This is a genomic window from Bacteroides sp. GD17 (assembly GCF_038448625.1).
Classification (GTDB): Bacteria; Bacteroidota; Bacteroidia; order Bacteroidales; family Bacteroidaceae; genus Bacteroides.
Window position 1 is genome coordinate 21,632 of sequence record NZ_JBCEZS010000010.1, and the last position, 19,552, is coordinate 41,183.

At 47.5% G+C, this 19,552-nt stretch carries 14 protein-coding genes and 1 tRNA gene; 3 read left to right on the forward strand and 12 right to left on the reverse strand.

The features are described 5' to 3' along the window. Positions 1 to 17: 17 nt before the first annotated feature. Positions 18 to 587, reverse strand: a complete 570-nt coding sequence (gene ruvC / locus AAE250_RS15445; protein WP_294599722.1) for a crossover junction endodeoxyribonuclease RuvC — start codon at positions 585 to 587, stop codon at positions 18 to 20. Further along, on the reverse strand, positions 584 to 889 hold the full coding sequence (locus AAE250_RS15450) for a DUF4286 family protein (RefSeq protein WP_294599725.1): 306 nt from the start codon (positions 887 to 889) through the stop codon (positions 584 to 586). The genes ruvC and AAE250_RS15450 overlap by 4 nt, the downstream gene beginning before the upstream one ends. 102 nt (positions 890 to 991) lie before the next feature. On the opposite strand from AAE250_RS15450, the gene AAE250_RS15455 reads away from it, so the two are divergent. Beyond that, positions 992 to 1,065: transfer RNA gene (locus tag AAE250_RS15455), tRNA-Ala, on the forward strand. A gap of 148 nt (positions 1,066 to 1,213) precedes the next feature. Here AAE250_RS15455 and AAE250_RS15460 read toward each other — a convergent pair. The 4 genes from AAE250_RS15460 to AAE250_RS15475 form a co-directional block, all read right to left on the reverse strand. Next, entirely contained in the window at positions 1,214 to 1,579 is a 366-nt protein-coding gene (locus tag AAE250_RS15460; RefSeq protein WP_294599728.1) for a helix-turn-helix domain-containing protein, read from the reverse strand. 2 nt (positions 1,580 to 1,581) lie between these two features. After that, positions 1,582 to 1,887 (reverse strand): type II toxin-antitoxin system HigB family toxin, encoded by a 306-nt coding sequence (locus tag AAE250_RS15465; RefSeq protein WP_294599731.1) that lies wholly within the window; start codon positions 1,885 to 1,887, stop codon positions 1,582 to 1,584. A gap of 217 nt (positions 1,888 to 2,104) precedes the next feature. Next, positions 2,105 to 4,684, reverse strand: a complete 2,580-nt coding sequence (locus AAE250_RS15470; RefSeq protein WP_446715766.1) for a family 78 glycoside hydrolase catalytic domain — start codon at positions 4,682 to 4,684, stop codon at positions 2,105 to 2,107. 103 nt (positions 4,685 to 4,787) lie between these two features. Further along, a complete protein-coding gene (locus tag AAE250_RS15475) occupies positions 4,788 to 5,591 on the reverse strand; it encodes a TrmH family RNA methyltransferase (RefSeq protein ID WP_294599733.1) in 804 nt (267 codons plus the stop codon). A gap of 257 nt (positions 5,592 to 5,848) precedes the next feature. Between AAE250_RS15475 and AAE250_RS15480 the strand changes: the two genes are divergently transcribed. Together AAE250_RS15480 and AAE250_RS15485 are read left to right on the forward strand one after the other, a co-directional pair. Beyond that, complete coding sequence (locus AAE250_RS15480; RefSeq protein WP_294599736.1) at positions 5,849 to 6,010, forward strand: hypothetical protein; 162 nt, start codon at positions 5,849 to 5,851, stop codon at positions 6,008 to 6,010. A gap of 47 nt (positions 6,011 to 6,057) precedes the next feature. Next, entirely contained in the window at positions 6,058 to 6,480 is a 423-nt protein-coding gene (locus AAE250_RS15485) for a DUF5053 domain-containing protein (protein ID WP_294599738.1), read from the forward strand. 19 nt (positions 6,481 to 6,499) lie between these two features. Here the strand turns inward: AAE250_RS15485 and AAE250_RS15490 are convergent, their stop codons facing one another. The 6 genes from AAE250_RS15490 to AAE250_RS15515 all read right to left on the reverse strand — a co-directional run bounded on the left by AAE250_RS15490 (position 6,500) and on the right by AAE250_RS15515 (position 19,442). After that, positions 6,500 to 7,162, reverse strand: a complete 663-nt coding sequence (locus AAE250_RS15490; protein ID WP_342289153.1) for a hypothetical protein — start codon at positions 7,160 to 7,162, stop codon at positions 6,500 to 6,502. A gap of 42 nt (positions 7,163 to 7,204) precedes the next feature. Beyond that, complete coding sequence (locus AAE250_RS15495) at positions 7,205 to 8,407, reverse strand: MFS transporter (RefSeq protein WP_294599744.1); 1,203 nt, start codon at positions 8,405 to 8,407, stop codon at positions 7,205 to 7,207. Between the two features lie 487 nt (positions 8,408 to 8,894). Beyond that, positions 8,895 to 10,232 (reverse strand): RagB/SusD family nutrient uptake outer membrane protein, encoded by a 1,338-nt coding sequence (locus AAE250_RS15500; protein WP_294599746.1) that lies wholly within the window; start codon positions 10,230 to 10,232, stop codon positions 8,895 to 8,897. 12 nt (positions 10,233 to 10,244) lie between these two features. Further along, the gene (locus tag AAE250_RS15505; protein WP_294599749.1) at positions 10,245 to 13,535 is read right to left on the reverse strand and encodes a SusC/RagA family TonB-linked outer membrane protein; all 3,291 of its coding nucleotides are present in this window, start codon (positions 13,533 to 13,535) and stop codon (positions 10,245 to 10,247) included. A 354-nt stretch (positions 13,536 to 13,889) separates the two neighbouring features. Further along, positions 13,890 to 16,535 carry a zinc-dependent metalloprotease gene (locus AAE250_RS15510; RefSeq protein WP_294599752.1) on the reverse strand — a complete coding sequence of 882 codons (2,646 nt, stop codon included), beginning with the start codon at positions 16,533 to 16,535 and terminating at the stop codon, positions 13,890 to 13,892. Positions 16,536 to 16,778: 243 nt separating this feature from the next. Continuing rightward, entirely contained in the window at positions 16,779 to 19,442 is a 2,664-nt protein-coding gene (locus AAE250_RS15515; protein ID WP_342289154.1) for a M64 family metallopeptidase, read from the reverse strand. Positions 19,443 to 19,552 lie beyond the last annotated feature (110 nt).

Genomic DNA, 19,552 nt, shown 5'->3' on the forward strand with positions numbered 1-19,552 from the left:
ATGACTAAAGGATTCTATTATTTCTTCACTTTATCGGGATTTTTGGCAATAAAGTCTTTCCAGCCGTGATAACCTTTCTCTACTGCAGGGCGTCCCATCTGCAGAAAGTGGCAGTAGGCCGCGGCAAGCCCGTCCGTAGCATCCATAAAAGTGGGCATATCTTCTTTAGGGAAGTGCAGCATACGTTGCAGCATATCGGCCACTTGCTCCTTGGATGCCTGCCCGTTTCCGGTAATTGCCATCTTTATCTTCAGAGGGGCATATTCCGTGATAGGGATGTCGCGGCTCAGGGCAACAGCCATTGCCACACCTTGTGCGCGTCCCAGCTTCAGCATGGACTGCACATTCTTTCCGAAGAAAGGTGCTTCGATGGCAAGTTCATCGGGCAGATAACTTTCAATGATGCTCAGTACCCGCTCGTGGATATGGCGCAGCTTCAGGTAATGATTGCCGAATTTACGCAGGTCGATAATGCCCATAGCTATCATTTCGGGCTTTACGCCCGTCACGCGCAGCACTCCGTAACCCATAATGGTAGTACCGGGGTCGATGCCTAAGATAATTTTTTCTTTGACAGACTGTATCACACTATTACCTCCATCAATGTGGGAAAGCCGATTACTTTGTTGGCAAATATTTTCAACAATTCCCCATTCAGCTCCAGTCCCTGCTCTTGATGCCAGCGATGCAGTTTAGCAGAGTCTTCTACCTCAAACTGAACGGAATAGCAGATGCTTCCTTCTTCAATATGGCTTAGGATACGGGAGATGCGCGGAGCATGAAGTGTTCCATACTTTTCTACTTCGGGAAGGTAGTATTCCTGCATCCAGATCAGGAAGTTTTTCTCTTGTCCTTCCTCTACATGATAAGTGGTATTATATATCAGCATAATCAAATTTTCAAATTGTTTCGCAAACATAGCAATTATTTCAGAATAATGCATTATATTTGCACCATCAAAAATGCGGGTAGCTCCGCAAACGTTGGCAACGGGGCGTTAGCTCATCTGGCTAGAGCGCGACACTGGCAGTGTCGAGGTGATGAGTTCGAGTCTCATACGCTCCACATGCATAACTGATTATTTAGAATTTATCCCCTAAATAGCACCATGAGGTACTACTTAGGGGATATTTTTTTTATTAATGCTATCTTCCTGCACGAAGCGCTATAGAGTATATTTGCTGTTGTGTATCAAATAGCCTTAAATATGTACTCATACTCCCAGCACTATATTAGCATCAATATTCAGTTTCCGGCTCATTTCACGAGCAACCTTCAAAGTCGGCTCACTCCTTCCGGTAAGATAGTCACTAATACGTGAAGTGCTCACTCCAAGTAATTCAGATAACTTTGCCTGATTTATTCCCATCTCATACATGCGCAACTTTATCACATCAACCAAAGAGGGGACTTTAATTGGATAGTGCTCATCTTCATACTCCTCCACAAGCCCAGACAGCAAATCCAATTCAATGAGATTCTTGTCTGTCAAAGGAGTGTCATCATCAACCAATGGAAGAAGTTCTTCTATCCTCTCCATTGCAGCCTTATAAGCTGTTTCATTCTGAATCTTTGCCATATCTAAACATTTTTAGCCTTTACGGTATTATTTATATTATCATAGTCTGCATGAGTACCAATAAAGCGGATAAGCACAGTTTTTATAGTAAACTTAATCACAACAACCAACCGATAATTATTACCCTTAATGTTGAATACATAGTGCTGATTTCCTACACTATCGACACTATTAAATGTCTTCTTCATATCAGAAAAACAAGTCCATTCTGCTTTCTTTGTTTTTTGATACCAGTCCTCTAATGCTATTTCGGCATCTGGATTATCAGTGTAGTATTCAACTATCTTGCTTTTGGCTATTATTCTCATATCATTCTCTTTTATGCAAAGATATTAGTTTCGTTTTGAAAAACAAAATATTCTATTAAAATTCAATATGACAAAAATAATGCTATCTTCCCGCACGAAGCGCTATAGAGTATTTTGAATGATTTCAGAAATCATTGCTACAATGATCTCTGAAATTATTACTGCAATGATTTCTGAAATCATTGCAGTAATAAGATGAAGGGAAATTTCTCGGCTTTTACATCTTCACACTCAAGGTATGAGTACCCGAACCGTATTCCCTGGCTACAGTCTCACCGGGAAACGTAACATCGGCCGTTGCTCCTTCCGGAATGGTAAATGTCCACTGCCACGTATTACCCTCATACTTCCATGAGCTTTTGATAAGTCCTGCCGCCGACTGATATTCGGCCGTGAGGTGACCTAAACGGCGATCGGGCACGGGGCGCATGATAATATGGCGGAACCCCGGTTGCGAAGGATCGGCGGCGATACCAGCCGCAGTCTCCCATAACCATTCGCATACACAACCATAAGCGTAGTGATTGAATGAGTTCATGCCACGGGGCCCCATGCCTTCCTCTATCATATAACTGTTCCAGCGTTCCCAGATGGTAGTGGCGCCATTGTCGACAGAATAGAGCCACGATGGATTTTTACGTTGGAAGAGAAGTTCGTAAGCGATGTCGGACATGCCGTTTTCGGTAAGTGTGGCCATAAGGATAGAGGTACCTAAGAAACCGGTCTGCAAGCAATTGCTGTGTTCCTTGAAGTTCTGGCGCAGGCGGGCAATCATGTGCTCTTTTGCTGCGCCTTCCAGGATATTGTTCTTCAGGGCAAACAAAGCAGGGGTCTGCATGGTATTCAAGATGGCAGTTTTGAACTCGCCTTCAGAAGTAAAGAACTGCCGGCGTATGTACTCCCGTGCCTCATCGGCCATTGACGCATAGCGCGAAGCGTCGCGTCCGGTAGCTTTTGCCATATCACACATCATACCGGCATCCATCAGCCAATAGCTGGCGCACAGGTAATTCCAGTAATCCACAGCCTCCGGAAGAGGACCTTCCGGGCCGAAGGCACGTCCGCTACAGCTCTCCAGCGGTTCATAGCTCAGCCAGTCTGCCCATTGATAATTTCCGTTCTCGTTTTTAAGGGCATTGTGATCGTACTTCGTTTCTGCCACGTGGTTCATGAAACGTTCCATCGACTCCCATGACTCCTCAATGACTTGTTTGTCGTCAAATTGTTTCCAGACAACCCACGGCACGATGATTCCGGCATCAGCCCAGCCAAGGCGCATCATATCGCTGTCTCCGCATCCATACTGTGCAAAGGGAGCTACACCGGGATAGCCACCCGTAGAAGACTGGGTGTCGCGCAAGTCTTGCAACCACTTATGAAAGAAGCGGCTCGTGTTGGCAAAGAATGTACCTGTCTCGGCAAACACTTGTGTGTCGGCCGTCCATCCCAAGCGTTCGTTGCGCTGTGGACAGTCGGTGGGAATGGACAAGTAGTTGGATAATTGTCCCCAATAAGTATTTGAGATAAGTTTGTTCACCAGCTCATTCCCCGTAGTGATGTGCCCTGTTTCCATTTCTTGGGCAATGGACGTAACGGGAACACTACGTATCTGCTTGATAACTACCGGTTCCGTAACGGTGATGGAGAGGAAACGATAACCAAAGAACGTATTTCGCGGACGGTAAGAGACTGGCTTCTCTCCTGCCGCAAAGGTATAGTCGAGCATCATGCCCGTATCCGGTATGCGCAGATTAAGGCGATGTACGCTACCTTCCGGACCGTCCATGCCTCTGCTCTTCGCCCCATTCCCGTCGTTGAGCAACTCCGATGTTACGCAATGAAGCGTTGCGCCCTCCTTTGCCTGAAACAGGAATTCCGGTACCGCAGCTGCATTCTGTCCGAAGTCCACCACCAGGTTCTCGCCCGGATTTACCTGCATGGGCTCTCCCTCTGCAAACTCTTTCTTAATGACCACCTTGCCATAAGCATCTTCATTCTGTCCTGTCACCTCTTGCCAGATGTAGGCTTTTACGGGTGCAAGTGCAATGTCAGGACGCATATAGACCTCCGCGCCATTGTTGGGACGGATCTGCCCTTGAAATTCACGGTTCACTTCCGGTTTGGAGAGCCGTTCCGGAGTGAGAAAGCCTTGTGCTTCGCGGGCATCGTAGACTTCTCCGTCAAAGATGGCGGCATGTTTCACCGGTCCGGCTATACCTGCTTGCCATGTGTCGGTATTTGTCCCCAAAAGACGTGTCGTTCCATCTGTATAGCTCACACGCAATACACCACGAAACGCGCACTTCGTACCATACATGCCTTGACTTCCACCGGGTGTGACAATCTTGTCGCCCCACCAGCCGGGCGTTACCTGCGCGGCTAACTGATTCGTAGCTCCTGAGCGTGTGTCGAAAGCATCGGTGATATCATACGTAAACGAGCGTTTGGTCTTGAGCGGGTGGGTAAAACCCGGTTTGAGCACCTCATTACCGACAAGTGTTCCATTGACGTACAAATCGTAGACTCCCAGTCCTACTGTCATCCACTCTACGCGTTCCACCTCGTTTTCGTTGGTCAGCGTGGAGACAAACCAACTGGCACCGTCCGCTGCACGCGTAGCATCGTTTACAATGCCCGTCACTATAGGAGCATCGACTACCGAAATCCACTCTGAATTTTTCCACGCTTCGTCATCGAGCGCATCAATCAGTTTCCCTGTGTTTTTCTTGTCAGCAGTGCTACAAGCCGTCAGCATTGCAAGTGCTGCACAATAAAGCATTTGTTTGTAGTTCTTCATATTCTTATAATTATAAAGTTCTCTTGTACACTTTCTTACCTCGAAGATACGGGATTTTATTGGATAAATAAAGAGCCTGTTTGAATTTTCCTCAGCCGAAATGCTATCTTCCCGCACGAAGTTCCCAGAAAGCTACGGCAGATGCAGCGGCCACATTGAGCGAATCAACACCGTGGGACATAGGAATACGGACTACATAATCCGCTTCGGCAATCGTTTCGTGCGAAAGGCCGTCTCCTTCGGTACCCATCACAATGGCCAGCTTAGGCTCGGCTGCTAAGACGGGATCATCAATGGAAATGGAATTGTCCGTGAGCGCCATGGCTGCTGTGCGAAAGCCCCACTTACCCAAATCTTTGAGGGAACCATCCAACCAAGTCCATGGCACAAGAAAAACCGAACCCATAGATACCCTGACCGCACGCCGATTCAACGGACTGCAAGAGTTGCGCGTCAGCAATACAGCATCCATGCCAAGGGCAGCGGCCGAACGGAAGATAGCGCCGATATTGGTAGTGTCCACTACTCCGTCGATGACCACAATACGCCGGGCTCCCCGACAGACCTCTTCCATGCTTCGCGGAGCAGGAAGACGCATGGCACAAAGAACGCCACGTGTCAGGACATATCCGGTCAATGTAGCCAGCAGCTCCCTGTCTCCCGTATAGACAGGAATATCGCCGCAACGCTCTATAATGTCGGCAGCATCACCGGTAATATGTTTCTGCTCGCACAAAAGGGCTAATGGCTCATATCCGGCATCCAAAGCCACCTTGATGACCTTGGGACTCTCGGCTATAAACAGCCCCTTTTCGGGTTCGAGGCGGTTGCGCAACTGGGCCTCAGTGAGTGTGCTGAATATCTCCACTCCGGGATAAGTCAAAGATGATATTTCGATGATAGGCATACTATTATTATTTAAAACTTTCAACTAAAACTTTCATATTTCACATACTCTACCGTCACATAATATGCAAAAATACGACATTTTGTCTAAAGTCATTTCCCATCCAACCTTCTTTTTAAGATATTACGTAATGCAAAAACAAGAACAACATGTGAAATAACGAAAAATATTCCATGTTGAGTTTGCACATAACAAATTCATTATGTACATTTGTAATGTCATAAAGAAACAGATTATTAACTCTTAAAGAACAAGTAATGACAGATGAAGAACTAAAGCAAGAAATTGAGAAAATAAAACAGAAAATTGCCGACTACATAAGAATAACACCCTATTTAGGAATTTCTCCTAAAGAAAAAGAAAGGCAAATGAACCTGATGTTGGATGACTTAAGTAGATTGCTAAAAGAAAAGAAGTAAGAACCAACTGGATGCTCCGCAAGAGTATCCTTAAAAAGCATCATTATATGAGAACAATACAAGAGATTTTATCAGAGATGAAGCCGCTAATGGGCTCTATGAATGCGGAAGAACGAAAAAGGCTAAATGCATTGGAAGAAGAACTGAAAATCTTTCAGATGACTGCCGAAGATAAGGCTGTGGCACAGACTTGGTATGAGGAAGGAGTAAACGAAATAAAAGAAAGTCTCGGCCGCATAGAATATGAACTAAAGATAAAAGATCAACTTAAAGAAGTTACCGACATATTGCCTCTTTCCTACATTGCGAAAAACTATTTTGGCAAGAGTGCCGCATGGCTCTATCAACGTATAAACGGAAACAAAGTACGTGGAAAAGTTTACACTTTAAACCATGAAGAGATTGCCACATTCAATCGTGCATTAAAAGAAATTGGAAATAAGATAAGCTCGTTGTCTATTACAAGTTAATAGCTGTTTCTTATGACAATTATCTCCGGTATTCGAGCATACCGGAGATTTTTCTACGCATTCTTTTTGCAGAGATTTCATAAAACAAATCCAGGACTCTTTTCAAGTCTTTTATAAAACGCCGGACTTTAGCCGGAGACTTTTTCTGTGTAAACAGACTATATTCAAAGAATTGCTCGGCCATCTCATCATAAGTACACAAATCCAATAAATAGCTTAAAACAGCCTCTGCATAATATTTATAATGCAAGTTGCATTGAGCCTGATACCATGCAAGCCCCATTTCACTATTATACTCAACATGTTTACAGAAAGCAATGACATCTTCTTGATCTATCCCCAAACGCTCTAATGAATCAAGATAATGACACATCTTATCATAATCAGCCAAAGAATTATTTATCTCCTCATCAGAATGATGCATCATATCCTCCGGTTTCACATCAAGCTTAAATATAGAGCCGAACAAATTCGCTGATTTTTCCGCTTCTGCATATGAATTATTCCCCATCATAGCCAAACTACGATGAAGCATCATAATGGTAAAATGACTATAAATTTGAGTCAAGAAACAAGCCAGTAAAATTTCAGATCTCCTATTTATCAGCCTTCGTATATAAAAAGGATCGCTTCTATCCAACCCCTCAATATTACAGACTTTCAATTTTGACAATGCATTCATCTATAAGCCTTCCAGTATAGTATCTTCAGATATTTCCATTTATCAACCCTGCGCCTTCTTCAAATCAGGCAAGAACCACGCCACCAACCCCAGCAAAGGCATGAAGGCACACACATTATAAACAGATTCTATACCGAACATATCCGCCATATTCCCCAATACCGCCGAAGCAATGCCCGCAATGCCGAAGGCAAAACCAAAGAACAGCCCGGAGATAAGTCCTAATTTATTAGGAAGCAACTCTTGTGCATACAATAGAATGGCAGGAAAAGCAGAAGAAAGTATCAGACCGACACAGAAACTGAGCACAACCGTCCACAGAAGCCCGACGTGCGGCATGAGAAGACTGAACGGCGCCGTTCCGAGAATGGAAACCCAAATCACATACTTGCGCCCTATCTTGTCGCCTACCGGACCTCCGATCAAGGTACCCAATGCAGTGGCTACCAGAAAAACAAACAGGAACAACTGCGACTGCTGGATGCTGACACCGAATTTATGAATAAGATAGAAAGTATAGTAACTCGTCAAACTGGCCATGTAGATATACTTGGAAAATATAAGTATCAGCAGAATGATAATAGCAAATGACGTCATTCTTGAAGAAAGAGGACGTGCTACTTCTCTCTCAGCAATCGCCGGACGCTTCTTCAAATGATTCAGATAAGCGCTGAACCAGCGGCAGATAGGTATCATTACCAAAATAGCCGCCACGGCAAAGATGGAGAATAAAGCGATGTGATGCCTTCCGTAAGGAGCCACCAGCAGTGCCACCAGCAAGGGTCCCAGCGAGCCGCCCAGGTTTCCGCCTACCTGGAAGAGGGATTGAGCCAGCCCGCGCTTTCCACCGGAAGCCAGGAAAGTGATGCGCGAAGCCTCCGGATGCAATACGGAAGAACCGATTCCCACGACAAACACAGAAGCCATCAGCCAATACAAGTTAGTGGCAAACGCCAGGTTCAATATTCCGACCAGCGTAAAACTCATGCCAATCGGCAGCGACCAGGCAATGGGACGCTTGTCAAAGAACAGCCCCATAAGCGGCTGAAACACGGATGCCGACATTTGATACACCAATGTTATCAAGCCAATCTGGGCAAAGCTCAAAGATAAATCATCTTTAAATAAAGGATATGTTGCCGAAATAACAGATTGCAGCATATCATTCAGACAGTGAGAAATACTCAACGCAATAAGGATAGGAAAAGCGATTCTGCGAACCGGTGGTCTTTGGCTCTGTATCATAGTCGTACGATCATTTATTGAAATCGGGCACAAAGGTACATAAAGTATGTCGAGTTACTTCATGTTTCAATTTAAAATTCAAGGGAGAAATGCCGAATTGTACAGGCAATAATACCACTATACATAAGAGAAAATGCCGCGATGCCATAAGCAAGACTTCGTTTTGCAGCCGTGGGCCGAACGGTTGCGAACTGCGGGCTCTCCGGGGGACAGTTGTCCCCCGTAAAGCCCGCAACTACAAACCGAAGTTCTGCTTATGGCATCACTGCATTATACACAAGGCAATACTATATTATACATAAGGCAATGCAACATTACACCAAGGCAAAGTAATCGAAGAATGCCGCAAATAAAAAGTCCTTATACACCTTTTCAGGTTCTCCTACACCTCTTATACACCCTCTCCATCCTGCATGAATAAAGGGTTTCAGCGAAAAGGGTGTAGGGTGTAGAAGACTTGTTCAACTTTTAATTCTGTAGCCTCAGATTAATTCAGCAATCCCGGGTTTGCCTCCGTTGCCTCTTTCGGGATGGAAAGTGTATAGCGGGCGTCATCCGCCTCGAGTACATAAGTTTGCCCGCCAAGCACCTTCTCCAGGCGGGGACGGGTGGTACGGCGAAGATCGAACCAGCGATGTCCCTCGAAAGCGAGTTCACGGGCGCGTTCGTTCAGAACTTCCTGTATCAGGGCATCCTTACCCATTTCATGGACGGCGGCAGCTTTGGCAGAGTAAGCTTCCGGAGTATAACGCTTCTGCATCAGTTCCAGCAGGCGGGTACGTGCCTGGGACAGTTGGTCCAAGCGGGCAGCAGCTTCGGCAGCATTCAGGTACATCTCGCCAACGCGGAAGGTACACAGATAGTTGTTGCTCCCTCCTTTCCGGTTCTTCCGGAAACCGTTTCCGTCGGGTTCGGCAAAATATTTGTCCAGACGAAGGTCGTTGTCAGAGTAGAGAGCAAGGAAAGAAGGCGTTGCCAAAGCTGCTCTGTTCACTGAATTGCTTAAAGGCATCTCTAAGGCAGTGATATTCTCTATGGAGTTATAGTAATTGGGCAGAGCGGCGGACTCGTTGTTCAAATCTTCCAAAGCAGACTTCTCGGCAAGTGCAGCCTCGGCAGCATCCCAGGCAGCCTGCCATTCTCCTTTATACAGAGATACGCGAGACTGGAACGCCTTGACAGATGCCGTACTGAAGCGATAGGAGTATTTCTCTTCCCACGCGCTTTCCGTAATCAGCGAACGGGCCACGTCAATATCGGCCTGAATGGAAGTATAAACTTCGCCCACGGTATTACGACTCAATACTTTCTCCAAGTCTGTGTCCAGCTTTAGCGGTACGGACTTCGTGTCCAAGGCTCCCGGTTTGGTATAAGGCTGACCGTAAAGATTCACCAGCAGGAAGTGCATATAGGCACGAAGCATATAAGCCTCGCCCACCAACTGGTTGACATCCGCCTCACTGCCTTCCTTGATGTCGGACTTGTTTTCAATGATATGGTTGGCAATAAAAAGCACATTGTAATACTTTGCCCACTCAAACGGCGTAGTATAAGCATTGGGGGCTACATCGTTCCAACGCTCTATGTCCATATAGTAGTTCTGGTCGTACTCATTATCCCCCACCTGCATCTCGTCGGAACGAAAGCAGGCCATACCCCGGTCGCTGAGGTTACTTACATTCTTATAAGAGCGTGCCAGCAAGGCTCTATACTCAGCCAGCGAGTTAGGGATAACACTACCGGTAGGCTGAATATCCAGATAGTTGTCGCAAGCCGCAAGCAGGAGCACGCAACTCATTATCATCAGATTTATTATTTTCTTCATAATCTTCTTGTTTTAGAAATTCAAACTCAAACTAAGCGTGACGGACTTGGGTACCGGAGTTGCAAAGGGATTGTACATCGACTCCGGATCCATATAGTTGTTGTAGCCCGAACCGAATACAAACAGATTGCGTCCCTCGACGGCTACCGTTGCCGAGTTCATGCCCAAGCGCTTCGTCAAGAGTTCTGGAACGCGGTAACCCAGGCGCAGGTTCTGCAAACGTACGTAGTTGAGCTTCTTCACCCAGATATCCAAATCTCTCCAGATGGTTTTAGAGTCGTACCAGGAGTATTCTTCCGGGTTGGCGGTGCTCGTCACCAGTGCAGGCAGTGTGGCGTTCGAATTCTCGGGTGTCCAGCGGTTCAGGATATCGCGGTTATAGTTCTTGCCATAGTCCGGCTGGATGATGTCGTATGTGGGCTGGGTACGCACATATCCTCCGAAGGTGAGGGAGAAGTTGGCACTCAATTCCCAGTTCTTATAGCTGAACGTATTGATGAAGCCACCCGTGTAGGGAGCATCCTGGCTGCCGATGTAAGAATAGAAAGAGCGCTCTTCGGCAGGCGTCACGTTGGACGAGGCAATGCCTATCCCCCATTCGTCTACCAGGCGGTAAAGCTCCTTCAGGCTTACCTTCTCGCCCTGCGGATTGTAGAACATCATGTTGCCCTTGTCGTCCAGTCCGGCCGTCTTCAAGGCAAAGATGGCACCTACGGGATATCCTTCACGTCCGGGAGTGGTCTGCTGCTCGGGGATGTTTTCGTGCAGCACCTTGTTGCCGTTGTAGGCAAAGTTGAAGACGGTGTACCAGGAGAAGTTCTTCGTCGTGATGTTGCGCGTAGACAAGCTGACTTCCACACCCTTGTTCTCCATACTTGCCCAGTTGACGTTCATCGAAGTAAAACCGGTTTCGAGGGGGAGCATGTGCAGGGCAATCAGGTCGGTGCCCTTACGGTAGTAGTAGTCTACGCTGAGGTTGATGGCCTGGTTCAGCACTGAGAAGTCGAAGCCGGCGTTCATGGATTGGGTCTTTTCCCAACGGAGCTTCTTGTTGGGGGCAGAGTTGATGTCGATCATATCTTCCGATGTACCGGGCAGAATACTTTCTACCCGATACTTGCCCAGCAGGAAAGGGGACGTGTTCTTGTCGATATTACCCTGCAAACCGTAAGAAGCACGGAACACGAGATTGTCTATCCAACGGGCCTGCTGCATGAACGGCTCTTGAGACAAACGCCACAAAGCGCTGACGGAATAGAGCGGAAGATAACGGTACTTCTTGTCTACGCCGAAGAGGTCGGAGCCGTCGAAACGGATACTTCCGCCCAGGGTGTAGCGGTTCAGCAACGAGTAGGATGCCGTGGAGAAGAAAGAGACGTAAGCATTCTCCTTATAGGTAGTTTCGTGGAGCGGGAATAGCTTGGCATAGGTTTCGTTGGGGAAGATGACCGGTTTGGTGGTCAGCGTCTTGCGGTCGAAACCATATCCGGCGGAGAACAACGTTTCGTACCAGGTCTTGCGCAGCTCCGTGCCGACCATCACTTCCAGCTCGTGGATGTCGTTGAAGCTGTCGCGATACTCTCCCATCGTCTTCCAGGTCATCTGGGAGTTGGTGTTCTCGTAAGATTTCTGCATGCCGCCTTCGGGCAGGAAGTGCTTCTCCACACCGTTTTGGGTGTATTCGCTCAGTTTATAGAGGTCGCGCATCGTGAAGCTTTCCCAGTCGGCAATTTCCTCTTTGGAGGTCTTCTCCAGCTGATAACCGAATTGGGAAGTCAGCTTCAGCTTGTCGTTGAAGCGCAGCTCGGCGTCGAAGATGGAGGAGAGGGAGTTGATGGTGCTCTCGTTGGAGGTATTCCGGCGCTCTTCCAGGATGTTGAAGCCGAGGTCGGTATCGGTATTCCGCTGGATGTCGTAGTCGTAGTTATAGTTTCCAAGCTCATCGTAGAGTTGAAAGTAAGGGTTGGCCTTACGCGAGTAGAACACCGGATTGGACATGCCATACTTATCCGTCAGAGAGTTGGTGTTCTTACGGCGGTTGGCAAACAGGGAGACGCCCAGCTTCAAAATCCGGTTCAACTTATAGGAAGTCTTTCCTACGACGTTGAAGCGATCCATGCCTACCCCCTTCACGTTGCCATTTTCTTTGGAATAGCCGAAGGAGGTGTAGTAGGTCACTTTCTCGGTACCGCCGGAGAGGCTCAGGTTATACTCCTGATTGAAAGCATCGCGGAAAAGGATGTCGCTCCAATCGGTATTGATGCTTTTCAGGCGGTTTATGTCAGCCTGCGTTCCGCTGCTCAACGCATCCCAACCTCCCGTCTGGAAAGCGGCAAGCTCCTTGCTCCGCGAGAGTATGCCGTAGACGCCTCCTTTATGATTATCGGGCGAATAGTTGTTGCGAATCAAGTCGAGCTCCAGGCCGACCTTCTCCGCGGAGTTCATCAGATTCAAGCGGTCGAGGCTGAGCGTGGGGGTATAGGTGAACTTGGAGGAGAAACTGACGACGGGTTTGCCTACTTTACCTTTCTTCGTCGTGATGACGATGACGCCATTGGCAGCTCGTGCGCCGTAGATGGCAGTGGCGGCGGCGTCTTTCAGAACGGTGATGTTCTCGATATCGGCAGGGTTCAAGCCGGCGATGGAAGATTGCTTCATATTGGCTACGTCGTTCAACTCGTCCAGTTGGGGAATGTCGGTTCCGTCCAAGGGGATGCCATCCAGCACCCACAGAGGGTCCTGGGTACCATTCAGCGAAGCGGTACCACGGATGCGGATCTTTGCCGGAGCACCCGGCGAACCGGATGCGGTGCTTACGGAAAGTCCGGCCACCTGACCGGCAAGTGCCTGGTCGATGCTCTTCACGGCGCCGACCGTCTCGTCGGAAATATCCAGCTTTGAGACGGCTGCCGTCAGTTTGCGGCGTTCCACAGTCTGATAGCCGGTGACGACGACGGCATCCAGCATCTGGGCCGAGGCGTGGAGTGTGATTTCGTACTGCTCCTTGCCCGGAACAAGCGATATCTCCTGAACGTCGTAGCCTACATAGCTGCAAAAGAAACGGGTTACTCCCGAAGGGATGTCGATAGAGAACCGACCGTCTATATCGGTGATGACACCGATTGTCGGCTGAGTGCTTCCGGCCTTTTTCAGGTCGTCCGTCGTCACGTAGACGGAGGCACCGATAAGCGGAAGGTTATCTTCTGAAGAAATAACTACGCCTCGCACCGTCCTGTCCGCAGCGAAGGCCGAAGACAAAGCACCCAGCAGGCATAGCAAAACGATGAATAAACGTTTTTCCATGTGTGTACAATTAAAATGATTCATACTCTATTGAAATAATATCCTATCAATGGGAATTTAGGGGCGCGGAATGTGAAATGATGCTCGGACACCTCACCTGGAGCTCTCGCGAACCCTGCCGAGTGCTCGGACACCTCCACGGGAGTTCTCGTGGCACCTGCAGAGGCTCGGAAACCTCCGCGGGAGCTCTCGTGGCACCTGCAGAGTACCCGGAAACCTCCACGGGAGCTCTCGTGGCACCTACAGAGGCTCGAAAACCTCCGCGAGAGCTCCAGTACTAACGTATGTGAAATATCCAACCTCCACGAGCGCTTAATTGCTAACGAATGCAAACAATTCGACCCCTGGAAAATATCATTTGATGCCCAATGCTGTGTTTATACGCAAAATCAAATCCCGATAATGATACCTCGTAGCCACGTCCGTCGTGCCCAGACGGCTTTGCAGCAAATCTTTGATGCGAAGCAGTTCACCGCGCTTCACCGAGATGGCATCCGACACGCGGTTTATCTGCGAACCGTAGAAATTCAGTTCACGCGGAGCTCCCATGCGCTCGGCATCCAATGCTTTGCAGGCATGCTCGTCGTGGCTGCAGAACGACATCCGGTGGTCCAGCAGGAAGTGATTCTCCATCAGCTTCTTGTTAATCTTCACGCCTTCGCTCTCGGCAGCAGCGGTAATCAGCGCATCCACGAAGTTCTTCTGCAAGGCACGTGTCATCACATCGGGCAGGGCGCCACGCTCTGTGGTAGCAAAGATGCTGCGATGCAAGCCGTCCATCAAGTCCACCACGGTGAAAGCCCGTTTGCCGTTCACCGATTCGTTCTCGAGCATACGCATCAAGCGGTTATTGGAGAGCAAATCCCAAAGGATGTACGACTGCGCATTCTTCAGCACCTGCGTCGGCGCATTCTCTACCACCCCAAGCGGAGTGTTGCGCAACAAGTACGTGTACTCTCCCACTTCGGTGTCGAACAGCCACTTCGGATACGTCAGCACCTGCTCCAGCAAGAACTTCAAGGCAGCCTGCTGCTTCTCTTTCTCGACGAAAGTATAGGTTTTCTGCCCGTCGCCCACGGTGGTATTCTCTATATAGATACCGCCGATATTGGCCAGGACGTGATAAAGGTAATTGTTCCACTGATTGATTACGGCGTAATACAGGCGGGAGGCTTCTTCGTACGTCTGCCCCTTCTCGCCGGTCGTGGTCCATTGGATAATTTGGGGTACGATGCGCTTCAGGTTCTCAATGCCCAGCAGGGAAGAGCGAACGGCGTCATCGCCCAAGTCTTCGTTCTGTGCACGGGGGTCTACGGCGTCGCGGACGTCCTGCGCCTCACTGTATTTATAAAGACGGTCGGTGTGCCGGCTCAGGAAGTCGGCAAGCAGGTCTTTCTCATCCTCCGGCGTCGCCTTGCCATACCAGCGATAGCCGTATTCTATGGCAAACAGATCATAAGGACCGATGTGCGGAGAAAGAACCGTCACCCCATCTCCCGGCTGCGCCACATAGTTGAAGCGGGCATAGTCCATGATGGAAGAAGAAGTGCTATTCATGCGGTCGGTAAAGGTCTTGGAGCGCAACGAGTCGGTGGGGAAAGCCCACGAAGCAATCATGTTGTGACGCAATCCCAGCGAATGCCCCACCTCGTGACAGGCCACAAAGCGCATGGCGTCGCCCATCAATTCATCCGGCAACTTGACGCCTCGAGCTTCGGGACGCACCACACCGGTCTGTACCGTAATCCATTCCTGAAGCATGCCCAGGACATTGTGCCACCACATGATGTCCGCCTCCAGAATCTCACCCGAACGCGGGTCGAGCACGGAAGGCCCCATGGCATTGGCTTTGGTAGAAGCGGCATACGTCAGTACGGAATAATTCACGTCGTCCGCATCTACATTCATGCTGTCGGTCAGTTCCTTGGCTATGATAGCATTCTTGAAACCGGCGCGCTCGAAGGCTGCCTGCCAGTCCTCAATACCCTGCTTGATGTATTTCCTCCAACGGCGGGGAGTGGAATTTTCGATATAGAACACAATCGGTTTGGCCGGTTCCACCAATTCGCCGCGAAGGTAACGCTCCCGGTCTTCGGGTTTCGGTTCCAGGCGCCAGCGGGTGATGAACGGTTTCTTGTCCACGCGTTGCTGCCCGTCACTGTAGCTCAGCAAAGGATTGGTGAAATAGCCCACACGCGGATTATCCAGACGCCCCATCATCGGCTGCTCCGGAAGCAACAGCAGCGAGGAACTGACTTCTACCGTTACAAATACCGTCGTTGTTCCTTCGGTCACTTTGGTAGTCAACTCGGAAGTTGCCACCACATTGTTCTCAAAAGACTTGATGGAAAGTATGCGTGATAAGTTCTTGATGGCGGATGTACCCAGGTTGATGTTCGTAAAGACATTATTGATACTTGTCTCCGTACCATCGTAGATATCGTTCACCTTGACCACCATCGTGGTAGAATCGCGGTTGAACGCCTCTATCTTGAAGCCTGCTATCAGCGGAGAAATATAATTATCTAGCACCGATTGCCGTATGGCATCTTCATCCGGTGCCAGCGGCAGGGGGCGGCTTTGGCGTACCAGCAGTTTGCCCGCAGCCTTGTCCAGTTCAAAACGTACCATCTGGTTCTCGTAGTTCGTACCGCGGTTTACACCGGCTTCATTCAGTTCGGAAGGAACACGCTGCAACTTGTTTACTACCAGCATATCGCGCCCCAGCAGCCGGGCAGGTACTTCGAAATAATAATCATTCTTTTTCTGGTAAACGTTGAACATACCGGTGCGAACGATGGCACCATTCCCCGTCAGTTTCTCATACTCGCTTTTAGACTGAACACTGTCTTTGGCTTCACTCTTCTTTTTCTTCTTTCGGAGCCATCCTGCGGCCTCCAAAGAGGCTGATTCAGACTGTCCGGCATGCAACAAAACAGCAGGCTCACACAGCAAAATCGTAGTGGCTGCCATTATCGGCAAGATTGTTTTAAGTTTCATCAATGCAAAAAATCTATTTAATACTATAAAAAACTCTCTCTCATTTCATTATCATCTACAAAGTTTAAACAGACCTTAATTCTACCTCTATAGAACGTAAATGGGCGGCAAAGATAAGGAAAACATCTTATAAAACTCGCAAAACAAAATGTATAAATGTTTTTTCTATGAACAAAAGGTATAATCCTCCTAAAAAAAGAGGCACCTCCTGTTTAGCGGAAGTACCTCTTCTTTTGATTTATATTAATGTTTCCAAGTGCCCTGAATCTTCACAGGTGGATGTAATGGTACGAAATCCTTTCTCGGAACCTGAGGCACACGCGTAACACTCCGGTTCTTTGCATCCCACTCCACAAAGCTTTCATAGTCATAAGTCCAATTTTCACCATAGGCCAATTTATGAATCCGATAATAAATGGCCTCACGCGACGGAGCGTTGAACCCTCCCGTATTGGTATTCATAATACTATTGTCTGTAGGCCGATATGCCCCTTTCCAATAAGTACATGCTCCTTCGAACACACCCAGCCCCTGGTTGGCATAGCGTGAATCGGATAGGAATTTCGTCCATCTCACCTGAGTAGGATCAGAAGTAAAGTCCACATTCTTTCCCCAGCCAAAATTTTCGTACAAAGATATTGACTCGCTAACCGTCGCTGAAGGTATTTCTCCACGATATTCATAAGCATACTCATCATCCAGCTTAGCAAACCCATGACCACCAGCCTCATGCAATAAAAGAGGACTTAAACTTTCTGACGATGTTCCTATCGGGAAATAAGCTACAGAAACACCGCGTCCATAATCGCTTGTCATGCCAGTATTATAATACATGAAACAAGTACCTGCGTAACGAGCAGAATTAAGCATTACAATAATCAAAGCATCGTCCAATCCCTTAGCACCTAATCCCGGAACCTTCTGTGCATACTCAAAACACAAATTATCATTACCCTCAACGTAAGTTCCCTCTCCAAAACTACACCCAAATTTGGTTTCCGTATCAGGCATATATTCTTCATTCTTTGACACGGCAATCACATAATAGACATTAAAATAATCTCTGAACGACCGATATGGCTCTTCACTAAAGAAAGCTTCCATACCTTCTCTCATCACTCGCTCATAGTCACCATCAGCTATTTTCCGGTCAGAAAAGCCATCACCCATCATAACGATATCAATACCCGCTCCTCCACTAGGCTGAGTGGCAGTCTGCAAAGTCACAACCTTGCCATCCTTACTATAATCCGTAGATTCATAATATTGGGGGGTATCCCCTTCACCCAACAATTCTTTCAATTTATCAGGTAGCGTTTCTCTATTGTGCACACTACTATGGAAAACCAATTTCCCATCTTTATCGAACATCAGGACGGTAGGGAAAGAATATATCGGAAACTCTGGAATATCCTGCAAAATATTATGCCAGTCCATCTTATTGCTCTGAATAAGACTTTCTGCCGTCGACGTATTCTCTTTTCCATCAAAGCATATTCCAATCACATCCAGCCCATGATTTTTATAACGGCTATATAGTCCTGCCAGAGTAGGATGATAGGCCATACTAAACGAACACCCCGTAGCCCAGACATATACCACAGTATATTGGTGAGACGAAGCTACCTCCAAACTATTCACACTTCCACCTCCCAATACCGGATAAGTGAAATTCTGCAATGTAAGATTGAAAGTGGAGAATGTGAAGCCATAACCATCCCGCTGACTAACGCATCCCCAACCGCAACGCTGCCAAATCGGCATAGATGATACTTCCTTAGGAATATCTCCAGACAATTTGTTATACTCGAGAAACAAATATTCCAGCTTTTCCAACTTTACAAAAGAAGTCGGAATTGTTCCGGACAGCTGGCAATAACTCAGGTCAATCCAATTTAGCTCAGTCAAATTAAAGAATGTTTCCGGAATACTTCCAGTAATGCCTTCATTTGAATCTAAAGAAAGTAAAGTCAATTTTGTCAATTCTCCAATACAAGCAGGAATCTCGCCAACCAAGTTATTCGCCCTCAGATAAAGCCCTATCACATTTCCTTGATAATCTACAGAAACCCCCTCCCATTGACTGAGATCTGCATCCGTACACCAATTCGTTTTCTTCGTCCATTTATCACCGCCCATAGCTTCATAGAAGGCAACAAGTACATCTCGTTGCGAGTTTCCACCTTCATTCAACAATTCGTCAGTATCTACTACAGTGAAGTTCTTGATCATAGCTCGCGACACTTCCACCAACTTATCTGTGTTCTTTACCAGCTCTTTCTCTTGCCCGTCAAAAGTTCCGGATACTGTAATATTCAGCCCCTTTGTAAAATTCTGAGCCGGAATCACAAAATAAAAGACTGTAGCCGTTGCAGACAGCTGTATATCACAGTCTACGCTAATACTTTTGCTGGTTTCCGAAGCATTTGCAGAGATAGAGAACTCCGGCTGAGTTGCAGCCAAGTCAATTTCTCCGGTACCGGCAAGTACTTCATTATTATTTCCTTGCAGGACTATTTTCTTTACAGTACCATTACCCGTTAGATTCAAACGAATAAGCCCGCAAGTCTGTTTAAAAAAGAAATTCTGGTCGCTGCTTGTTGCCGCCATCGGGCAGATACCTGGTGCAAAGCTCCCTTGGACATAAGGTTGCTTGGAGGGCAAAGTATAAGTAACTTTTGTCCCGTTTACCGTCGAAGCTGCATTATAAGGGTAAATTGCATAAAAACTAGTCGTACCTTCTACCTTATCCCCCTTAAAGATTGCCCCATTATCAGCTTTCGAAGAATAAGTATAGCGGGTGATGGCGGACTGAGCATCACTAAATACTCCCAATTCGTCCGTCACATCCCATTCCACAGCAGTAGAATTCAAATGAGTACGCGTAGTCGGTGGAAGAGTGGCCACAAGATTTGTAATAGCCTTCTCCCCAGTTGTTTCATATTGTTCGGCTGTACAACCAACCAATGTCAATACAATCCAGAGTTGGAAAAATATCTTTAACTTTTTCATAATCA